This is a genomic window from Hyphomonas beringensis (assembly GCF_000682755.1).
GTDB classification, from domain to species: domain Bacteria; phylum Pseudomonadota; class Alphaproteobacteria; order Caulobacterales; family Hyphomonadaceae; genus Hyphomonas; species Hyphomonas beringensis.
In genome coordinates this window covers 15,787-35,043 of sequence record NZ_AWFF01000030.1, presented here as the reverse complement: position 1 = coordinate 35,043, position 19,257 = coordinate 15,787, and the positions used below count along the sequence as shown (strand labels likewise).

Annotated in this window: 18 protein-coding genes, 1 tRNA gene and 1 other RNA gene; 6 read left to right on the top strand and 14 right to left on the bottom strand. The window is 56.5% G+C overall.

Features of this window, described 5'->3' with window-relative positions; translation table 11 throughout:
- Window positions 1-11: 11 nt before the first annotated feature.
- Entirely contained in the window at window positions 12-617 is a 606-nt protein-coding gene (locus HY29_RS06020) for an inorganic diphosphatase (protein ID WP_034794126.1), read from the top strand.
- 6 nt (window positions 618-623) lie between these two features.
- Here HY29_RS06020 and HY29_RS06015 read toward each other — a convergent pair whose 3' ends face one another.
- From HY29_RS06015 to purC, 4 genes are all read right to left on the bottom strand, one after another.
- A complete protein-coding gene (locus tag HY29_RS06015) occupies window positions 624-1,430 on the bottom strand; it encodes a lysophospholipid acyltransferase family protein (protein ID WP_034794107.1) in 807 nt (268 codons plus the stop codon).
- A gap of 23 nt (window positions 1,431-1,453) precedes the next feature.
- Window positions 1,454-2,062 carry a TetR/AcrR family transcriptional regulator gene (locus tag HY29_RS06010; protein ID WP_051601194.1) on the bottom strand — a complete coding sequence of 203 codons (609 nt, stop codon included), beginning with the start codon at window positions 2,060-2,062 and terminating at the stop codon, window positions 1,454-1,456.
- Window positions 2,063-2,245: 183 nt separating this feature from the next.
- Window positions 2,246-2,491 carry a phosphoribosylformylglycinamidine synthase subunit PurS gene (purS, locus tag HY29_RS06005; protein ID WP_034794105.1) on the bottom strand — a complete coding sequence of 82 codons (246 nt, stop codon included), beginning with the start codon at window positions 2,489-2,491 and terminating at the stop codon, window positions 2,246-2,248.
- A gap of 115 nt (window positions 2,492-2,606) precedes the next feature.
- The gene (purC, locus tag HY29_RS06000; RefSeq protein ID WP_034794102.1) at window positions 2,607-3,380 is read right to left on the bottom strand and encodes a phosphoribosylaminoimidazolesuccinocarboxamide synthase; all 774 of its coding nucleotides are present in this window, start codon (window positions 3,378-3,380) and stop codon (window positions 2,607-2,609) included.
- 174 nt (window positions 3,381-3,554) lie between these two features.
- Here purC and HY29_RS05995 point away from each other — a divergent pair, with 174 nt between their 5' ends.
- A complete protein-coding gene (locus tag HY29_RS05995; RefSeq protein WP_034794100.1) occupies window positions 3,555-3,878 on the top strand; it encodes a DUF1476 domain-containing protein in 324 nt (107 codons plus the stop codon).
- 35 nt (window positions 3,879-3,913) lie between these two features.
- Here HY29_RS05995 and HY29_RS18330 read toward each other — a convergent pair whose 3' ends face one another.
- The 4 genes from HY29_RS18330 to HY29_RS05980 all read right to left on the bottom strand — a co-directional run bounded on the left by HY29_RS18330 (window position 3,914) and on the right by HY29_RS05980 (window position 6,968).
- Window positions 3,914-4,915, bottom strand: coding sequence for a family 16 glycosylhydrolase (locus HY29_RS18330; protein ID WP_051601193.1), 1,002 nt, complete (start codon window positions 4,913-4,915; stop codon window positions 3,914-3,916).
- 63 nt (window positions 4,916-4,978) lie between these two features.
- Window positions 4,979-5,581, bottom strand: a complete 603-nt coding sequence (locus HY29_RS05985) for a 5-formyltetrahydrofolate cyclo-ligase (RefSeq protein WP_034794098.1) — start codon at window positions 5,579-5,581, stop codon at window positions 4,979-4,981.
- 51 nt (window positions 5,582-5,632) lie between these two features.
- A non-coding RNA gene (ssrS, locus tag HY29_RS18815) (6S RNA) lies at window positions 5,633-5,792 on the bottom strand.
- Window positions 5,793-5,861: 69 nt separating this feature from the next.
- Window positions 5,862-6,968 carry an esterase-like activity of phytase family protein gene (locus HY29_RS05980; RefSeq protein WP_034794096.1) on the bottom strand — a complete coding sequence of 369 codons (1,107 nt, stop codon included), beginning with the start codon at window positions 6,966-6,968 and terminating at the stop codon, window positions 5,862-5,864.
- Window positions 6,969-7,071: 103 nt separating this feature from the next.
- Between HY29_RS05980 and HY29_RS05975 the strand changes: the two genes are divergently transcribed.
- A complete protein-coding gene (locus HY29_RS05975; protein ID WP_034794094.1) occupies window positions 7,072-7,536 on the top strand; it encodes a winged helix-turn-helix transcriptional regulator in 465 nt (154 codons plus the stop codon).
- A gap of 128 nt (window positions 7,537-7,664) precedes the next feature.
- A tRNA-Gly gene (locus HY29_RS05970) sits at window positions 7,665-7,739 on the top strand.
- A gap of 387 nt (window positions 7,740-8,126) precedes the next feature.
- Here HY29_RS05970 and HY29_RS05965 read toward each other — a convergent pair.
- Window positions 8,127-10,241 carry a TonB-dependent receptor gene (locus tag HY29_RS05965; RefSeq protein ID WP_034794092.1) on the bottom strand — a complete coding sequence of 705 codons (2,115 nt, stop codon included), beginning with the start codon at window positions 10,239-10,241 and terminating at the stop codon, window positions 8,127-8,129.
- 406 nt (window positions 10,242-10,647) lie between these two features.
- Here HY29_RS05965 and HY29_RS05960 point away from each other — a divergent pair, with 406 nt between their 5' ends.
- Window positions 10,648-12,015 carry a neutral/alkaline non-lysosomal ceramidase N-terminal domain-containing protein gene (locus HY29_RS05960; RefSeq protein WP_206741933.1) on the top strand — a complete coding sequence of 456 codons (1,368 nt, stop codon included), beginning with the start codon at window positions 10,648-10,650 and terminating at the stop codon, window positions 12,013-12,015.
- A gap of 126 nt (window positions 12,016-12,141) precedes the next feature.
- On the opposite strand, the gene HY29_RS05955 is transcribed toward HY29_RS05960, so the two are convergent.
- The 3 genes from HY29_RS05955 to HY29_RS05945 form a co-directional block, all read right to left on the bottom strand.
- Window positions 12,142-13,038 (bottom strand): ROK family protein, encoded by an 897-nt coding sequence (locus HY29_RS05955; protein WP_034794087.1) that lies wholly within the window; start codon window positions 13,036-13,038, stop codon window positions 12,142-12,144.
- 103 nt (window positions 13,039-13,141) lie between these two features.
- Window positions 13,142-14,269 carry an alpha/beta hydrolase fold domain-containing protein gene (locus tag HY29_RS05950; RefSeq protein ID WP_206741932.1) on the bottom strand — a complete coding sequence of 376 codons (1,128 nt, stop codon included), beginning with the start codon at window positions 14,267-14,269 and terminating at the stop codon, window positions 13,142-13,144.
- Window positions 14,270-14,340: 71 nt separating this feature from the next.
- Window positions 14,341-15,423: an alpha/beta hydrolase gene (locus tag HY29_RS05945; protein ID WP_034794085.1), complete on the bottom strand. Its 1,083-nt coding sequence runs from the start codon at window positions 15,421-15,423 to the stop codon at window positions 14,341-14,343.
- A gap of 410 nt (window positions 15,424-15,833) precedes the next feature.
- On the opposite strand from HY29_RS05945, the gene HY29_RS05940 reads away from it, so the two are divergent.
- The gene (locus tag HY29_RS05940; RefSeq protein ID WP_034794083.1) at window positions 15,834-16,838 is read left to right on the top strand and encodes a LacI family DNA-binding transcriptional regulator; all 1,005 of its coding nucleotides are present in this window, start codon (window positions 15,834-15,836) and stop codon (window positions 16,836-16,838) included.
- A gap of 1 nt (window position 16,839) precedes the next feature.
- Here the strand turns inward: HY29_RS05940 and HY29_RS05935 are convergent, their stop codons facing one another.
- Window positions 16,840-17,964, bottom strand: a complete 1,125-nt coding sequence (locus HY29_RS05935) for a glycoside hydrolase family protein (RefSeq protein WP_034794080.1) — start codon at window positions 17,962-17,964, stop codon at window positions 16,840-16,842.
- 9 nt (window positions 17,965-17,973) lie between these two features.
- A complete protein-coding gene (locus tag HY29_RS05930) occupies window positions 17,974-19,248 on the bottom strand; it encodes an MFS transporter (RefSeq protein ID WP_051601190.1) in 1,275 nt (424 codons plus the stop codon).
- Between the last annotated feature and the right edge of the window lie 9 nt (window positions 19,249-19,257).

Here is a 19,257-nt window from a genome sequence, read left to right as displayed (position 1 = left end):
GGAGGTCTGGGATGAAGAAACTGGCGAGCCTGCTGCTGGGAGTAGCGTCCCTGAGTTTAGTGTCTGCGTTTGCCGAACCGGTGCATCCATTCGCGATTCCGCAGCCAGAAGAGACAGACGGTTTCTACGCCGTCATCGAAATTCCGGCGGGCAGCTTCACAAAATACGAGATTGATAAAGAGACGGGCCATGTGCGCGTCGACCGGTTCCTGTCCACGTCTGTCGGGTATCCTGCGAATTACGGGTCTATTCCGTCGTCTCTTGCAGGCGATGGGGACCCACTGGATACCATGGTACTGACGCGCCAGCCTGTCGTACCAGGGGCTTACCTCAAAGTGCGCGCTATCGGCGTGCTACGCATGACGGATGCAGGGGACCCTGACGACAAGATCATTACCGTGCCTGCTGATGACGTCGACCCTTTCTACAAGGAAGTTCGTGACGTCTCTGACTTGCCGACAGTACAGCGTGACCAGATCGAGGCTTTCTTTCTGACTTACAAGCAGGTTCCCGTAGGTGGCAACCAGGTGGTGCTGAGTGGCTATGGGGATGCAGCGGAAGCACAAGGCGTAGTGGAAGCCGCCTTAGAGGCTTACAGGGCACAGGGCGCCGAATAGGGCAGATCAAGGCTTGCCATAGGCTGCGAGGTCGCTGGGCGTAGGCTGGGCTTCCATGCCCTTTGGCGGGTCCGGGATAAGTATGGCAGGCGTGACAGGGGAGCCGGTGGCTTCGGCAACGAGTTCTGCAGTCCGCGCCTCAACGACTTCTGTCAGCCGGTTCATGAACTCGTCCTTGGGCAGATCGTACGGGATCGGCTCCAGAAACTCGATGACAGCTGTGCCGGGTCGTTTTTTCTTTTCCTGCTGCCTCCAGAAGACACCGATATTTGTGGCAACGGGAACGACTGGCACCTGCATGGCTTGCGCCATGTGCCAGATGCCGGGCTTGTAGCGGAAATGGTAACCAGCCGGGGCCAGGTGCCCCTCCGGATAGATCAATACGCGGCGACCTTCCTTTCGGGCGACTTCCATGCCTTCACGAAGAGAGGCTGCCTTACGTTCTCCGCCGCCGCATGTGTCGATAACAATTGCACCAAGCTTTCGCAGTATGCCGCCGACGAGCGGGAACTTCTCCAGATGATCGCCGGTGACGAAGGCGAGGTTCTTCACTTCGGGATAGATCAGGTATCCATCGCCCCAACTTTGATGCTTGGCGCCGATCACGAACGCGCCCTCCGGCAGGTTTTCCTTGCCGCGCACTTCTTTGCGAATGCCGGCGACCATGCGCAAATTCCAGTTCATGGCACGCGTATAGCTACGGATGATCCTGCTGACCGGGCCGCGACCTGGCAGAGCCAGAAACGGGACGGAAACCAGCACATAAATCGCTGACAGCAGATAGTATACGAGTGTGAAGACCAGGGCGCGCATGACGTCGTTCTCCTTAAAAGGAACTATTCCGACTTCAGAACACAGAGGACTGCGCGGGCCATGGCTTCCGCATGCTGGGAGAGTGGGCCGGGCAGGCGATTATAGATCTTGTTCTGTCCAGCCTGCATGACGACACCCAAGGCCATGGCAGCCTTCAGGGCTGGGTCGCCTTTGGGAATTACGCCTTCCTGCATCAAACTGGCGATGATCTTCTCCGTGATCGAGACCGGATCATCTTCGCGGCGTTTGTCATAAGGTAGGAACCGGTTCAGCGAGACGAGATGGAATGAGAAGAGCAGAAAGTCCTCATCGGCCAGTTCGCAGTAGGCCGTCACAGCGGAAAGCACTTTTTCATCCAGATTGCCATCACCCGACAGGGCTTCGGCCATCATCGCACCAAGGCGGTTATGAGTTTCCATGAACAGGGAGAGGGCCAACTCGTCCTTGCCCTTGTAGTGTCGGTAAAGCGCGCCTTCAGACACGCCAGCTTTCTCGGCAATTTCGCGCGTTGTCGCGGCATCAATCCCTTCGTGAATGAAGAGCTTGAGGGCGGCCCGCTCGATTTTCGGGCGCGCATTACGCGCGCGAGGTTTTTTTGCCTCGTCTTTGGTTTTGCTGGCTTGTCGCGCCATGGTGCATTCCCCTATCTCTCTGGCCCAGATATAGCCTCGACAGGAAATTCCCGCAAGTGATTACTTGCTCACTAATGCAGTTGACGTTGCATGCGCCAGAAAGTGACGCACATACCAGCAAAATGCATTTCAGAAGTTTGCTATAATTATGGGCCCCATGACTGGGGCCCTGAGGGCGACAGCCTAGTCAGCCAGTTCGTAGCGATAGCTTTCGATCACGGTGTTTGCCAGAAGCTTCTCGCACATTTCCTTTACGCGAGCGTCCGCGGAATCTTTGGAGAGGCCATCTTCAAGATCCAGTTCGATGACCTTGCCGATGCGCGCCGCTTCAACTTCCTTGTAGCCCATACGTGCCAGAGTATCCGCAACGGCCTTACCTTGAGGGTCCAGAACACCATTCTTGAGTGCGATGTGAACGATGGCCTTCATGTAAATGATCTCCTGGCGAAGTCTGAGTCGGGCTTCGTTTAGCCCAATTGCCTCGTCATTGGAACAGACAGGCAGCGCGCGATTGTGAAGGTTTTTGCCTAAGGGCGATTGGGGGCTATTTGCCCCCGTTGAAGCTGACCACATTGTCCGTTTCACCGGACTCCTTGAGAATGCCCAAGCGGCGAGCGACTTCGGCATAGGCCTCTGTCACGCCGCCCATGTCACGGCGAAAGCGATCCTTGTCCAACTTGTTGCCCGTCTCAAAATCCCAGAGGCGGCAGCTGTCCGGGCTGATTTCGTCAGCCAGCAGGATGCGCGGCACTTCGCTGTCACCATCATAATGGCGACCAAACTCAAGTTTGAAGTCGACCAAGCGAATACCAACGGCAGCAAACAGGCCGGACATGAAATCATTCACGCGCAGAGCCAGAGAGATCAGGTCATCATATTCCTGCGGCCCGGCCCAGCCAAATGCAGCAATATGCTCTTCTGTGACAAGGGGGTCACCCAGGGCGTCGTCCTTGTAGTAGAACTCCACCATAGGGCGCGGAAGGACTTGGCCTTCCTCAATGCCGAGGCGCTTAGAAAGCGTGCCTGCGGCAACATTGCGCACGACGACTTCCAGCGGAATGATGTCCACTTTCTTGATCAGCTGCTCACGCATGTTGAGGCGACGGATGAAGTGTGTCGGGATGCCCACGGCGGAAAGACGGGTCATCATGAACTCGCTGATGCGGTTGTTCAGGACGCCTTTGCCGTCCAGGACGGCGCGCTTTTCTGCGTTGAATGCGGTCGCATCGTCCTTGAAGTACTGGATCAGTGTACCGGGTTCCGGGCCTTCATAAAGAATCTTGGCCTTGCCCTCATAGACTACGCGCTTCTTGTTCATACGTACCGGGCCTCCTGCAAAGGGATCTGGTTCGCCTGTAACGAGAATCGTGAACAGCAACCCCAGAAAGCGCGACTGTTACGCCAATCTGCCCAAAGAAACAATTATTGCGCACACCTCATGTCAGCCCCTATATGCACCCAGAAGAAGACCACCTTTCAGAAAGGCCATTTCATGAGCACATTTGATGATCGCGAGCGCGCAGAAGAGGCACGCTACGCATTGGATCAGGAAACCCAGTTCAAAGTGATGGCGCGCCGCAACAAGCTGCTTGGCGTCTGGGCTGCGGATCTGATGGGGCTGAGCGGTGCTGACGCCGAAGCCTATGCGAAATCTGTTGTCCTGTCTGACCTGGAAGAAGCCGGCGATGAGGACGTGTTCCGCAAGGTTCGCAAGGATTTCGACGAAGCAGGCATTGATCGCACGGACGCCCGTATTCGCGAGCAGATGGCTGAATTGCTGCCGGTCGCCCGCGAGCAAATCCTCAAGGACAAGTAAGAAAACTGTCTCCTGAGCCTCCTTCAAAGGACGGCTCAGGAGTTTTTCTTTTCCTTGTAGACATCGCTGCAGGACCGCTTGTCTTCGCCCATCGGCGTGAAAGACGCGCAGCTGACGGTCGTCACAGCCTCATCCCCAAAGCCGGGCTTTCCGTGCCAGTCCCGCATTTGGGGGATGCCGGTCCAGTGGCTGAAATGCATCTTGCCTGCAGTTTTGGGGATAGAGGGATCGTTCAGGTCGCTCGCATAGAATGGCACACCGTCGACATACCAGGTGATGCGGTCCGGAAGCCATTCAAACGCGTAAAGGTGTGGTCCTTCAGAGGCATCAAAGGGCAGGTCGAACGTGGCAAACTTGCCGCGTTTCCCATTTCGCCAGTAATTGAAATGGATCTTGGTCGTGTCCTTGCCCAGGAATTCGATGTCCACTTCATCATGCGGGTCCCCGAAATAGGGGCCGGTATAGGTGAAGAAGGCCGAAACCAGCCCTGAACCCTTGCCGATCTGCATGATCGCTTCATAGCGGCCATAGCCGTAGCGCTTGTAGGTGCTCGCCTCCGCAATCGAGAACGGAACGTCCGGATTGTCTTCCTTCTTCACCGTGAAGGTGGTGCCATCGGCTGTGGTCTCGATGTTTTCGGGCGCCCATCGGCCGCCGTAGAAATCGCGGGGGCCATTGCTCTTGGCGAGATAATAGGTGTCCTCCAGAGGGGCATCTCCCAGCAATGAGATGAAGGCTGGGCTCGAATTGGCGAGCTGTTTGGGTTGGGGGGCGTTCTGCTCGGGGGCTGGCTCTGGCACGGCGTCCGGCGCAGGCGTCTTGGTATCATCATGAGGCGCAGGTTCAGCCTCTGGAGGTGTGGCGGGATAGTAAACGGGCACGTCCGCCATCAGGGAGGGCCTGTCTGTCTTTTTGGAAGACACGAGGCCTATGATCCCGAATAGAAACACTGCGACCAGGCAGAGTCCCACAATGGCATGAATATCGCTGAAATGGCCTAGCCACTTCTTTTCGATGTTTTCTTCTGAAGACTGCATTTCACTGCTTTGCGTTTACCTTTTCAGGTATTTCGCAAGAAATGCGCCAGTTTTCTGAGCGTCCTAGCTGTCTGTCAGGCTTTTCATGTTTCGCATCATGAAAAGCGGTATCGAGCCGATGGGGGTCACGGCCCAGTCCAGAGGCTGGTCATGGGATTCCGTAGGAACCTGATCAATCTGCTGCGCCGGATAGGCGAGGGCGCAGGCAAACGCGCGGCCATTTGCGCGCAGAGCCTCAAAAGCTCGGTCATAATGACCTTTGCCATAGCCGAGGCGGTTGCCCATGCCATCAAATGCCAGCAAGGGCGTCAGGATCAGCGTCGGCTTAGCCATCGGAGCATCTTGTGCAGGTTCGAGCAGACCAAAGGGGCGGCGCTCCAGAGGTTCGCCCACAGACCACAGGCGCCAAGTCAGCTCTCCGCTATCCTCGATACGGGGCAGGCACAGTTCCGCGCCAGCCTTCGCAAGACGCTTCATCAGTGGTGCCGGGTCAATCTCTTCATTGATTGCCACATAGCCAGCGACGACAGGGCCATATCGCTCCAGCAATTTCATTGGAAATTGTTCGGCCAGCGTCTCTGCTGCGTCGGGATCACGCGCGGCGGCTTCGGCGCGGAGGGTACGCATACGGTGGCGCAGATCAGTTTTGTCTATGCTCTGTGTCATCTGCAGCAGCCTTAACGGCCATAAGGGCTGGCGTCACCAGATTATATGCGCACAAGAACCACCAACGCCGCTGGGCATATTCACTCCCGTCAACCTAGAGACTAGGTGGGTGCCAGGTGAGCCCGGACCACGGTCCGGACCAGATTGCCAGCTCCCTGACGGTAAGTAAGGTCGCCGGAGATCAGTCCCATTGCAAACGCAGCAGCCCTTGTGCTGGCTATGATGTAATTCGGCCTGCACCTCTTTGTAAGAGGGATTGATGCGCCGTGGTGCAAATGCTTCAGGGCAGGCTGACGTCAAAGGCGTAAAGAAGGGTTCTTTGCCTTGGGCTGAAATTGTTGTCCGAGATCAGCCAGAGCCGATAGCTGCCATCTGGCTGAATCTTTGCCGCGATGCCTTCAAAATTGTCGACACTCATCGGGGGCGACAGTTTGAGCACCGGCACGGCGCCCTCCGCGAGTGTGTATTCATCTGCATTTGAATAACGTGCCTCAATAGTCAGGCGGTTACCAAAGATAGGATTGAACTGACGGCGCAGGGCAAAAGTGATTTTCTCTCCGTCATCCGAGGCCGTTGGCAAGGCATTCGACATGCCTACCAATGGGCCGCCATAGCCGGAAGCGACAGGCTCCAGCATCTCGACAGATGCCATGTCGTCAGACAAGCTTATGACACCTGAGCGGCCGTTGATAACCTGTTCAAAGCCTGCCTGAAGCGTCTCTGCATTGAAGGCTAATGCCTCTGCTCCGGCATTCTCATGAATGCCGACGCCATCGATATCGTTCGGTAAGGTGCTTATCAGGACAGACTGGGCCGCTGCACCGCAGGCTTCCAGCGCGAAAGCCTCAATACGGTGACGCCGCTCAAAGCTGACATAGGCTATGCCGTCACTCACTGCGAGGCCCTCGGAATCTCCATCCGTCTTGCCGCGGAGATAGCTTCCATCCGGTCCGCGCATATAAGCAAGCTTGCCACGGCCCGCTGGGGCATCATCCTTCATGTCGATCCATACGAACGCGCCTTCATCTGACACGGTCAGCAGGTTGCCGTCTGGAAGCAGGTCTATCCCGGACAATCCGCCAAAACCGTGATGCGATGATGTCAGAACCCAGCCGCCAACAAAGCGTGTTCCGGTCGGCAGGTCATCGGCCTTTCCCTTTGGCCAAAGTGGTATGGATGTGGTGTCTATATCGATAGGCGTGGGGGCAATCTTCTGGTTTCCCGCCGGACAGCTCTCAGCAATGATCTTTTTCATTGCGGCTTCGCCGGGCGCTTCTTGCAGGCCGGACAGGGGCGCCTCCGCAAGGGCGCCTTCAGATTCCGATGGCGCGGCGCAACCGACAGACAGACTAGGCAGTATCAGAAGACAAAGCAGGGCGGTGCGCATGAATCGGTTTCCTCTTGTAGCGAGCAGAGCATATCGCTGAAAATTGTGACAGAGTCCCGAAAGACTCTGGATTTAAAAAGCGAACTTATCCAAGACATTTGTCATGTCACAGATCCCTCTTGCCCGCCGCTCGCCCGTTCCGCCTGAATCCTGTAACCTTGCCAAAGCGATTGATATTATCGGAGATCGCTGGACGCTGCTGATCCTGCGCGCCGCCCTTTATGGTGTTCGCAGATTTGATGACTTCCAGGCCGAGCTCAGCTGCCCCCGCACAGTTCTGTCGGGGCGCCTGAAGAATCTGGTTGAGGCAGGCCTTCTGACGAAACGGTCTTATAAATCGCCCGGCAAGCGTGCGCGTCCGGAATATACACTCTCTTCCATGGGGCTCTCGCTGCGGCCGATTCTGATCGGGCTGACGCAGTGGGGCGATGCCTGGCTGGGGCAGGGCGAGACACCGCCCATCAGTTTCACCAAGGCGGGCTCAAAGAGCGCGATTCGAGCCGCTTTTGTGGACCTGGAAGGCCGTGAAGTCCGTCCGGATCAGATCCGCGCTGTGTTGAGAGGCTAACGGATAAAGGGGGTTTTGGCGTCCATCTGCATTTTGTGCAGATTTGCCGAAATTCCACCTTGCAAAGGCCAGCGTGATGCGCTTTATCACGCCTCTCGGCGGAGACGTCGTGACATACCCTATAGGACGCGGGCGTAGCTCAGGGGTAGAGCACAACCTTGCCAAGGTTGGGGTCGAGAGTTCGAATCTCTTCGCCCGCTCCAATTTCACACATTCTAAGACGAAGCAGGAAACCATAAGGTTTTCTGCCTGATCTGGGGGGCATCTGCTCCTCTGGCGCAGCCTGTGCTGGGCTGATCGGTTTGTGCCTTGGTAGTTAGCAAAGGCGTCTGCCGGCTTGCTGGGGCCGCAACAAGGTGAGCGTTTGAGGCGCCTTCAGGAGCGTTCTGGAGCTCTCAGGCGCTGATCCCTATACATGCGTGTGCCAGGCTCTCCCAGAGCGCTACAGCGAGATATTTATGTGCCGCCATGGATCCATGATCCTTGGGCGGAGCGCCGGTTGACGTAAGCACTCTCTTTGAAAGTATTCCCACAAAAAGAAACGGCCCTGCCTCCGGAGAAGCAGGGCCGTAGTGACAGTAATGGGAGGATTACTGCGAAAGAACGCGAACGCGGATACCCATCGTGCGCGGGATCGGGCCGGAGCCGGACAGCGGGCCGTCCGTTCCCAGGAAGCTCGGCCCACGCTCGTCGCCGAGATTGGTGCCGATGAACGCAATCTCGTACGGACCAGTGCGCACACCCAGAGTTACATTGACCATGTCATAGGGATCCGCCGTAAGGCCATTTGCCTGCAGACGGTCACCCGTATGGGTGAAGCCAATGTTGCCGAAGCCTTCCAGATCATTCGCGAGATCACGCGTATAGTTTGCGTCGAAACGATATGTATCCTCGATGGAGTTCACCATGCGGGAGCCGGGCGTGAACAGCGGCAGTGCCTGCTGAACGGCCTGGTTCACGCTGTCATACTCGCCGTCATTGATGTTGCCGACGGTGCTGAGCGTCAGGCCTTCGAGCGGCGTGTCCCAGCGGATTTCAAAATCGAGACCCTTGGTGGTCGCATCACCAAAATTGGAGAAGCCGTCGACATCATCAATGAAGCCAGGCGTGCTTGTCTGAAGGTTGGTGTACTCAGTCTGGTAGAGGTTCAGGCCAACCGTCAGGGTACGGCTGGAGTTACGCCATTTCAGGCCGACTTCGTAGTTGGTTGACTCTTCGGGCTGCAGGGCGACTTCGGCGGGAACACCTGCGAGGCGCAGGGATTCAACCTGTACCTTGGACTGCACAATGCCTGCGCGGAAACCTGTAGAGGCCGTTGCAAACATGGTGAGGTTGTCGTTCGGAATATATGACAGGTTCAGGCGCCATGTGTTGACGTCTTTTTCCGTCGGCAGGGAAACCGTGTCGTCCTCAAAGGTGCGTTCATCGTGATATGTACGCAGACCAACCAGCGGAACCAGTTTGCCGTCGAACAGGTCATAGCTGACTTCGCCGAACAGCGCCCAGTTTTCCGTCAGCGTATTGTTGTCAGCATTGATGACAATCGCCGGGAGGGTCAGGTCGTTGGCCTGTGGGCCTTCACCATCCTGGTAGGATGCGCCGACAATCCAGTGCAGAGGCCCTGGCGTCGTGGAGTTCACGCGAAGTTCCTGAGCGAACATTTTCGGGTAGAACTGGCTGGAGAAGGAACCGGCCGGCGACAGCGGAATATTGATTCCGAACTCGCCTTCCAGATTGCTGGTGGCACTGGTGACCATGAAGTTGTCGAACTCAACTTCGGCCGTGAAGCTCCAAAGTTTGAAGTCGCCGTTACTGAAGCCCTGCTGGCCAGCTGTGTTTTCGAAATAGGGTGGCTTAACTGACGCTGTGAAGCCCGTGAAATCCTGACGCGGCTGGAAGTGCCAATACTGACCACGCAGTGTGATATTGTCGGTAGGGCGGTACAGGGCGACAAGACGGATGTCATCGTTCTTCGCTTCGTTGACATCTTCTTCGTCTGGTGTGCCATCAAACGGACCGTAATAGGCATCAGCCCAGCCTGGATTACGGGAGTGGCCACCGCTGACGCGCAGGGCCAGCTTGTCCTTGATGATTGGAACGGAGACCGCACCGGAAATGCCGTAGTTCATGTCGCTGGCATCTGCTGTCTGGGACAGTTCAGCTTCAGCAGCATATTCTACTTCCTGCAGGTTCGGGTCCTTCGTGTGGAAGATGAACACACCACCTGAAGAGCCTTGGCCATACAGCGTACCTTGTGGGCCACGCAGAACTTCAACCCGTTCCATGTCCAGGAAGCGTACCGGCGGTGCAATGCCGAAATTGGTTACGATGAAGGGGACATCGTCCAGATAATAGCCGATAGGGGAGTCGCCGTTCGCGTTGCTGCCGCCAGCGCCGCGAAGGTTGTAGGAGCGCGAAGCGACAGACTGGCGCTGGCCTTCGAAGGCACCTGGAATGGTAGAAACAAGGTCATCGACCGTGTTGATGTTTCTTTCTTTCAGTTCTTCGCCACTGAAAGCCTGGATTGCCAGAGGAACGGTCTGAAGTTCTGTGGCGCCGGATTTCGTTGCCGTCACGACCACAGTGTCGAGCTGGTAGTCTTTTTCAGGAGTTTCCTGAGTGTCTTCCTGAGCGTAGCTCGGGCTGGCCATCATGGTCATGGCGATTGCCAGTGACAACATGGAAGCATTTTGAAGTCGCAACATTTTATCCCTCCCTGTGGGTCATCTTTTGCGTATTCCAAACGTTTGTATACTCTCCGAAATTTTAGATTCCAAGAGTGCGCGCTTCGTTTCGCTGTCATCCGTTGCGCAAATGCATCGGTTTTAAGACAGGGCCACTCATGCCGCACCTGAAATGAGACAAAAGGAAGTTCGGATTTCAATAAAATACAATAAAAACAAAGATAATTTTGTGTCTTTGGGGGTGCCAACCTAAAGTGATGTTTATTCTCTTTTGCGCTCTCTAGAATGGAATAACGAATGCAGACCTCAAAAAAGTCATGAAAATTGCTTGCAAACTTGCATCAGGAAGGGGGCGTCTTTAAACATCGTACAATCGTTTGCAAAATTTGTTGCATCTGATTCCATCGAGAAGACAGGGAGGACACACATGTCAGTATTTCCACGCCCAAATGGACGGGTTCGAAAAATGGTCGCGTTGGCGGCCAGTGCAGTCATGGCTGCAGGGGCTGCTTATGCGGATGATCTGGCACTGAAGGCCGGTGCCGCCAAAGTAGACATCACCCCGATGGGGGAAGCTCTGCCAAAGAATTTCCTGGGCGTTCTGGACCATATTTTTGCCCGGGCCATCGTGATCGATAATGGCGAGACGCGCGCCGCGCTGGTGACCGTCGATGCCGGCGTTATCCCTGATCCGATCTGGCAGCGCGTCACCGAAAAGGCTGAAGCTGAACTCGGCATTCCCGCAGAGAACGTCATGCTGACCGCGACGCACACTCATAGTGTGCCGTTCGGGTGGGATGAGGGGTATGAAGACGAAATCTATGAAGCCATCAAGGATGCGGCCAGTACCCTGCAGCCTGCCGAAATGGCCTATGGAACAGGCGTTTCCTATATCAATGTAAATCGCAACATCATCGATCCGGAGACTAATCGCTGGTGGGAAGGCCCTAATTATGAAGGCCCTTCAGACAAGACTGTTGCGGTCGTCACCTTCGAAACACCCGAAGGAAAGCCGATTGGCGTTTATTACAATTATGGCGTCCATGCTGTTTTGACCGGAAATTTGGACCTCATCAGCGGCGATCTGCCAGGGGCTGCGTCCCGCTATATCGAGCAATCCCTCGGTAATGATGCCATTGCGGTGTATTCCAATGGCGCTGCAGGTGATCAGAACCCGATCTATTTCCAGCAAACCTATGACCTTCGTGAAATCCGCATTGAGGATTATGCGAAGCGTGGTGAAGATATCAGCAATGCCATGCCGCCAGGCGGCAAGGGTATGGATCGTGATAATCCGAAGGTTGCCATGCTGATGGAGCAGCAGAAGCAGATGACCCTCTCAATGGGACAGATGCTTGGCGAGGAAGTTCTTCATGTCATGCGGAGCGGATTGGAGCGCCCTGTTTCCGAAGCCAGTATCACCGGAACGCAGGAAATCGTGATGTGCCCGGGTCGCAATCGCCTGGACAAGGGACGCGCTGGATATGCGGGCGTATATGAAGACGCTGACCCGCTCGGTATCCAATTGAGCATGCTGAAGATTGGCGACACGGTGATTGGTGGCGTTAATGCTGAGATCTTCACGATGATCGCGCAGCGCTTCAAGAATGAATCGCCCTACAAGCACACTATGATGACGACCCTGACCAATGGCATGGCGCGTACGGGCTATATCCCGAATGATGCCGCTTATGGTCAGTATACTTTTGAGGTTGTGTCTTCACGCCTGAAACCAGGATGCGCGGAAACCGCCATCGTGGATGGTCTGCTCGATCTTGTGGAAGAGGTAGAATAGGCAATAGGGCCTGAGCGTTTTACAATCCGCTCACAAACTGAAAAGCCGGACGGACCTTCAAGTCCTGTCCGGCTTCTTTTTTTATCCGCTATGCGAACTGATCGAGGAGAAGGGCGCGTGCTCCGCTCAGATCTCCAGAGCGGCCATGGACAGGGCCAAGGCGCCGCGTGGGCCGGCCTCATTCCCTAGAGCAGGAGGACGGATGATCTCTTCTGCTGACTGAGCATCAAGGAATGGCAGATAGCTGCCAAGGTTCTTGACGACGCGCTCTCGCACCATAGGAAGCAGGAATGGGCGCAATGTGGAGACACCGCCTCCATACAAAATGCGCTGCGCAGAGGTTGTCAGAAGGATTGTCGCTGTTAGCTCCGCAATATCATGCGCTACATTCTGCCAAACAGGGTGATCGTCCGGTACGGTGCGCATGTCTGCGTTGAAGCGTGCTGCGAGTGCGGGTCCGGCAACCAGACCCTCAATACAGTCTCCATGAAAAGGGCAAGCGCCGCCAAATGAGTCTCCCTCGGCCCGACGAGTTTTGATGTGGCCGACTTCCGGATGCATAGCGCCATGGATCGGCGTACCGTGGATCAGTAAACCTGCGCCCAGGCCCGTGCCGATTGTGACATAGCATACACTGTCGCAATCCTTGCCTGCGCCCCATTTATATTCCGCCAGCGCCGCGCCATTGACGTCCGTATCGAATTTCCACGGGCAGGAAAATGGCTCAGTCAGGACGGGCGCAACACGTGCCTGGCTCCAATTCGGTTTGGGCGTATCCAGCATGCAGCCGAAATCCGGTTGATCCTGCTGCAATTGCACAGGCCCGAATGAGGCGATGCCAATGGCGGAGAATGGCTCCGCAGCATACCACGTTCTTAGCTGATTTTGCAGCTGACTGAGCGTTTCGTCCGGTGTCGTCGTTGGAACAGTTATCTGCTCCAGAATGTCATGCCCTCTGGCAAGCAGGGCGATAGACTTTGTCCCGCCCAGTTCCACAGCTGCCAGAAGCTGATCCGTATCCATATCGCGCTCCGATTATCTGAATTCCTGGCGGGGGTTTGAAAAGGGCGCAGCGAGAAATCACTGCGCCCATGGCTTGGAATAGTCTGCGCTTTTGACTGCGCGCTTAGTTGCCCAGATGCTTGTCGAAGAAGTTGATCATCACATCATAGGCGTCGCGGGATTCCGGTACGTCCGGATTGTAGAAGAAGCCGTGGAACATGCCTTCCCAGACATGCAGATCAGCATCCACACCGGCCTTGACGAGACGGCTGTGCGTATAGACAGCCGAGCTTAGCTCAAAGCCGCGTGTCCCGGTGATGATCTGGGTTGGCGGGAATTGCGCCATGACTTCATCGGACTCGGCCGGAGCGACCAGCGGGTCATACGGGTCTGCTTCGGAAAGGTAAGGCATCTGGGAGCGTTTTGGCTTTTCGGATTGTGCTCCGCTCGGCGGGGCCATGAAGCGGCCTTCGCCAATAGCTGTTGCCGTATAGTTTGCGTCCCCGCCAAAACCATTCACGGGCGCCGCTGATCCTGCGCAATAGATGCCAATCGCGCCCGGCTTCGGCAGTCCGTGTGCCTGGAACCATGCGACAGACATACCCGTCAGCATTCCGCCTGCGGAGCAGCCATAGATGCCGATGTTTTCAGCGGGATACGTTTTCAGAAGCTCAGCATAGACTTTCGCAACGTCCTCACTGGCAGCAGGGAATTTGTATTCAGGGGCTTGGCGATAATCGACGGAGACAACCCGAAACTTGCCCAGCGAGGCCAACGGAACAGATTCGAGCTCCGCGCAGCCCGGCCAGCAGGTGATAAAGCCGCCGCCATGCAGATTGATCAGGACGCGGTCCTTGTTCCTTTCTGCAACACCATCAACTGGCGTGTACTCATAGACATGCACGCCGCCGATTTCGGTATCTTCTTTTTTGAACGGAAACAGCTCGGCTTGGCGCTCCATGTAGCCTTTCAGAAAGCCTGGCGCGCCGATCTCTTCAACTTCCTTCAGAAGCGCTGGGTTTTGCATCGTCAGCAAGTGCTCGGTCAGGTATGCCTTGCCTTCCGGGCTCAGATACTCTGTCACGGGCACAGACATGGCGGGCACATTCACCGTGCCGTCTGTATCAACCGTTACGGGGTTTTTCGGAGGGCCGTCTTGTGCCTGGGCTGTCCCAAGCGCTGCAGAGAGCGAGATAGCCCCCGCGATCATCAGGCGGCCCAGAGGGGCAGGGATGGAAAATCCGGCTTTCATGTTCATTCCTCCATGGGATGGTGTCGGTATATGAGTGGGCAAGGGCCTCTGAAAGGGGGAGCCTGACTTTATCAGAGGTCCAAAGGCTGTCCGAATGCTCTGCGCAGGGCATTCATCTTGGCCTTGTTGAAAAGTTTGGTGGGCATGGCATCCTGGACAAAGTCGAAGCCATGGAATGCGCCGGGCACGAGATGAAACTGCGTCATGACGCCTGCTTCTGTCAGACGGCGCGCATACTCAAGCGACTCGCTGACAAACAGGTCCACGCCGCCTACGCCAATAAAGGCTGGGGCAAGACCTGAGAGATCTGTCTGACGCGAAGGAACACCCGCAGCAGGAACATCGGGGCCGCCGGGCGTCTGGCCAAGGAAGCATTCCCAGCCAAAACGATTGGAATCGGCAGTCCAGCCAATTGCGCCAATATAGGGTGGCATCTGCCGCGTGCTGCCGGTCCGGTCATCCAGCATTGGATAGATCAGGATCTGCAGCACCAAAGGCACCTGGCGCCGGTCTCGCGCTGCGATGGCGAGCAGGGCAGCGTGCCCGCCCCCTGCGCTTTCCCCCATCAGGGCGATACGATCCTGGTCGACTCCCAGAGATGCGGCATTGTTGTAGAGCCAGAGCAGCCCGGCATAATTATCTTCGACAGAGCCTGTGAAACGCGTTTCCGGGGCAAGGCGATACTCAACCGTCACGATGACGCAGTTCAGCTCTTTCGCGATACCCTGAAGTTTGCCCACTTCCCATTCGGCAGCGCCCAGAATGAAGCCGCCGCCATGTGTGTGCAGAATGGCAGGGCGCTTCTCGCCCGGCTTCGCGTTGATCACATACAGGGTGACATCCGGCTGATCGATGCTGCCGGGAATGATTTCCTTGCTGACGGGAATGTCTGGTAAACGCGGCGCGGCGAAGGCGGCTCCGCCACCACGCGCCGCTTTGAGGGTCTCCATGGAGTCGACACCCGGAGGGCCGCCCTCGATAAAGAACCGGGCCGCTTCGCGATACTCAGGCGCGACATGGGTTAGGGGGTCTGCTGCGACAGCACCGCTGGGGATGCCTGGCTTAGCCGTTGCCCTGCTCGCGCATGCGCCCAGTGCCACTGCGCCTGCCGCACCGAGGCCTGCGAGTCCAAACTGCCGGCGGCTGATCTTCATCCTTCAGGTTTCCTCAATTTTGCCTCTCAAAGAGGCTAACTTGCCTGATGACCAACTCCCGGAAATTCATATGCCTTTGCAGGCACCGGGGCATGGCGCAGCTTATGCCTGAACATTAACACGTTTGGGTCATGAAATGCAAACGATTGTATACTCCATTCAGGTGCTGTAAAACGACGTCACATTCTTCTCCTGCATAGCAGGGGCCTAAAGCCTGCAAGCGCAGCAATGAGGGCAGATCAGCATGTTTTTGTCTCACCTCAGCGCGCCCGTTACCCTTGGCAGGGGAAGGCACTCGCATTCCCATCAGCATTGCCTTAGATTATTACAAGACGAGGCAGATTGCTCATGGAGTTGAGGGTGGGGACTGCTTGAAATATCCGGATTATAAAGACTAACGGACGGCAGGAATGAACAAGAAAGTAACAATGCTGGAGCTGGCAAAGATTGCCCGCGTCGATATCTCGACGGTATCGAGGGCATTGAACAACAGCCCTGTCGTCAAAGAAAGCACGCGCCGCCGTATCCAGCGCATTGCTGACGAAATCGGCTATGCTGTGAATGCGCCTGCCAGCAGTCTGCGCCGCAAGTCTGCGCGCGCCATTGGCATGGTTATCCCTCTGGATCAGGAAGCCGAGCAGACGATGTCTGACCCTTTCTATCTGGAAATGGTGGGAGCTGTTTCGCAGGCTGCAGCGGATCTGGACTATGATCTTGTCGTTACTGTGCCGCGCGATGCGCGTCAGGTCGCCGAGAGACGCCTTCTGAATACGGGGCGTGCGGATGGCATTATCGTGATCGGGCAGGCGGCTCGGATTGAGCGGCTGAATGAACTGGCCGAAGTTCACTCCAATTTCGTGGTATGGGGCGGACGTATCAAGCGCGCCAAATACACGACGGTCGGCAGCGACAATGTAAAGGGCGGCCACATTGCGACCTCACACCTTCTTGAGCGCGGTGCCAGGCGCATCCTCTTCCTGGGGGACCCGGACCTGCCAGAAGTCAAGCTACGCTATGATGGTTTCCTGAAAGCGCAAAAAGAGGCCGGTATCAGCCATGATCCATCCTATCTGCTGCGCATGAATTTTGGTGGCCGCACGACCTATAATCAGGTTCTGGACTTCCTTCGCGCCGGCAACAAGATCGACGGCATATTCGCCAGCTCTGACCTTCTTGCAAATTCTGCGATCCATGCCCTGGTGGCCAAAGGCCTCAGCGTTCCAGGTGATGTGCGCGTCGTTGGGTACGATAATATCGGCCAGGCCTCGATGATGACCCCGCCGCTCACGACAGTCTCCCAGAACATCTCCCAGGGTGGTCAGATGATGGTTGAGCTTCTGCTCGCCAAACTTGAGGGCGAGAAGGTGAATTCACGTTTCACCAAAACCGAATTGATCGTCCGCGACTCAGCCTGATCTAGTTGGCTTCAGCGTTCGCTGCGACGGCGATATCAGCGCTTTGCTGAGGCAGCTGAATGTCGACAGGCAGCGGGAAGGTCAGCTGCAGATCGGCTGAGGCATACTCAGTATAAGGTGCGATCAGGCGTAGGATGCCAGCGTCGAAATCCGTACTCATGATGCTCGCGCCAAACAAATTCTCTGTTCCGGGGATGACGGAGTCTTGTCCTGGAAATGCGGAGACCCATGGCCCGCGCAGAGAGGGCGCCTTGTAGAGCCGCAGCATCTTGGTCACCTCATCCGCAGGCTGCGTTTCGCTCAGGCGATCACAGGCCGAGATGATGAGATAGTACGCACCAGATTTGGCGTCTTGATACACTTTCGGTACTTCGGCCTGCGTGAAGGCCTCATCATCGGGAAGCGTCATCGGCGGGTGCAGCGTCTCGATACGGAAATCACTGCCGGTCTGAACAACGGTTGCGTGGGCAACAGCGCCGCGTGCGGGCGAGACCTTGGCCGACCAGAACACTTCCAATTTGCCTTGCTCGCCTTCCAGAATGAACGGATCGCGCCAGGCCAGAATAGGGCCACCTTCTTCGCCATCATGGGCGCCGATCTTGTCTTTCTCGGGAAGGTAATAACCTGCGGCACGGATCTCATCATAGTCACGCTGCGGACAGGAGAGCGGGCTTTCGGGCAGTGTGTCCAGGTGCGCTCCGTTTTCAGAGGATGCAAGGCAGATGGTTTGCAGGAACGGCGTCAGGGCATTGACCTCGCGCACACCCGTAAAACCGCAGACCCAGGCGCCTTCAGGTCTGGCCAGGATGGACCCGCTCCAGACATTGCGGGCAAATGCGCCATCGCCAACATCCTTCGGTTCCAGAAAGACGCCTTCGTCTGCCCACGTCATGCCTTCATCTGAAGAGACAAAGTGGCGAATATGGAAGGGGTAGTTATTGCGCTCGCCTTCGCTGACCTGATGGCCTGCAGAGTCCACACGGCTTAGCGCCAGACTGTAGAGATGCGTCTTGCCATTCAGCTGGGTCGTCCAGGAATCCCACAACCAGAGGTCAGGGTGCGCGATACCATTCTCAAAGCGAAGGGGCGACGGCGGCGGAACCGGTGTCGGTTTTTGGGTAGACATATATGCGTCTCAGTATTCTTGCGAGTCAGCTTCAGCGAGCGTGCTGCCGGCCGGGTCTGCAATGGCGTTGTAAATGGCGAAGACGAAGAGCAGGCCGGCGAAGATGGTGGCCAGGCGGAAGCCAATCTCCATGTTCCCACCGCCGAACGTATCGCTGACATAGCCCATCAGAAGCGGTGCAAAGGCGGCAGATACGGCCGTGAAGAACAGGATCAGTCCTGCTGCGGCGCCATGCTTGGCCTTGGGAAGGCAGCTGATGCCCTTCGAGTTGAATGTTGGATAGATCATCGACATGAACAGGCCGGAGAAGGGCAGCAGGAACACGGCGGTCGCCTTGCCCATCACGGCGCTCAACAGGAAGCACAGGAAGATCACACCGGTGAACGCCGCCATGACAAGCTTCCAGTCAAACATCTGGAGGATCCAGACGGCCAGGAACCGGCCCACTGCACGCAGGATGAAGAAGATCATGACGGCATAGGCGGCGACCGCCGTGGCAAGTGGCGTGCCGGTAAAGTCTGCGAACAGCGTAGGGGCCCAGACGAAGATCGAGACTTCGCATGCCACATAGAGGGCGATGGCCATGGAGAAGCCCATGGCATAGCGATTTCCCATCAGGCGAATGGTGCTGAGCAGATCTGTGTCTGTCTTTTCCGGATCGGGTTTCTTGCTCTCTGAAGCAGAGGGGTAGGTCGTTCTCAGCGAGGCAATGATCATCACCACACACATTGCGGCAGCGAACAGGTAGAGCCAGCGCCAGGACAGGCCAGCCTTGTCCAGCGAAACGACAATCATGGGGCCAATGATGGCACCAATTCCGAAGAAGCCTTCGCAGGCGTTCATGCGGCGCGTGTGGTCATGGGTGGACGTAGTGATGTCACCAATCAGCGCCAGGATGGCCGTCTTGAATACACCAATCGCGAGGCCGCCCGCAAACAGCAGGCCGAGATAGAAGGCAAATGAGCTGAACCCGAAAAACGCGGCGCACGAAACTGCGTACACGGCCAGGCCGACAATGATCGCCTTCTTCCGGCCAATAGAGTCGGCGAGCGAGCCCAGCAGAATGCCGCTCAGCGCGATGCCGACCATCGTCGCCCAGTGGAACAGGCTTGCCTCGGTATTGGAGAGATTCATCTCCTCCTTGGCGATGCTGATGATTTCGCCGACGGCATCCGTTGTCATGGCGAACATGAAGAACATCGCATAGGTGAGGGCGGTGACCAGCGGGTATCCGCTGCGGGTCTGTCCGGCGCCTGATGGGGCAGAACTATCCAGTGAGCTCATATCAATGTT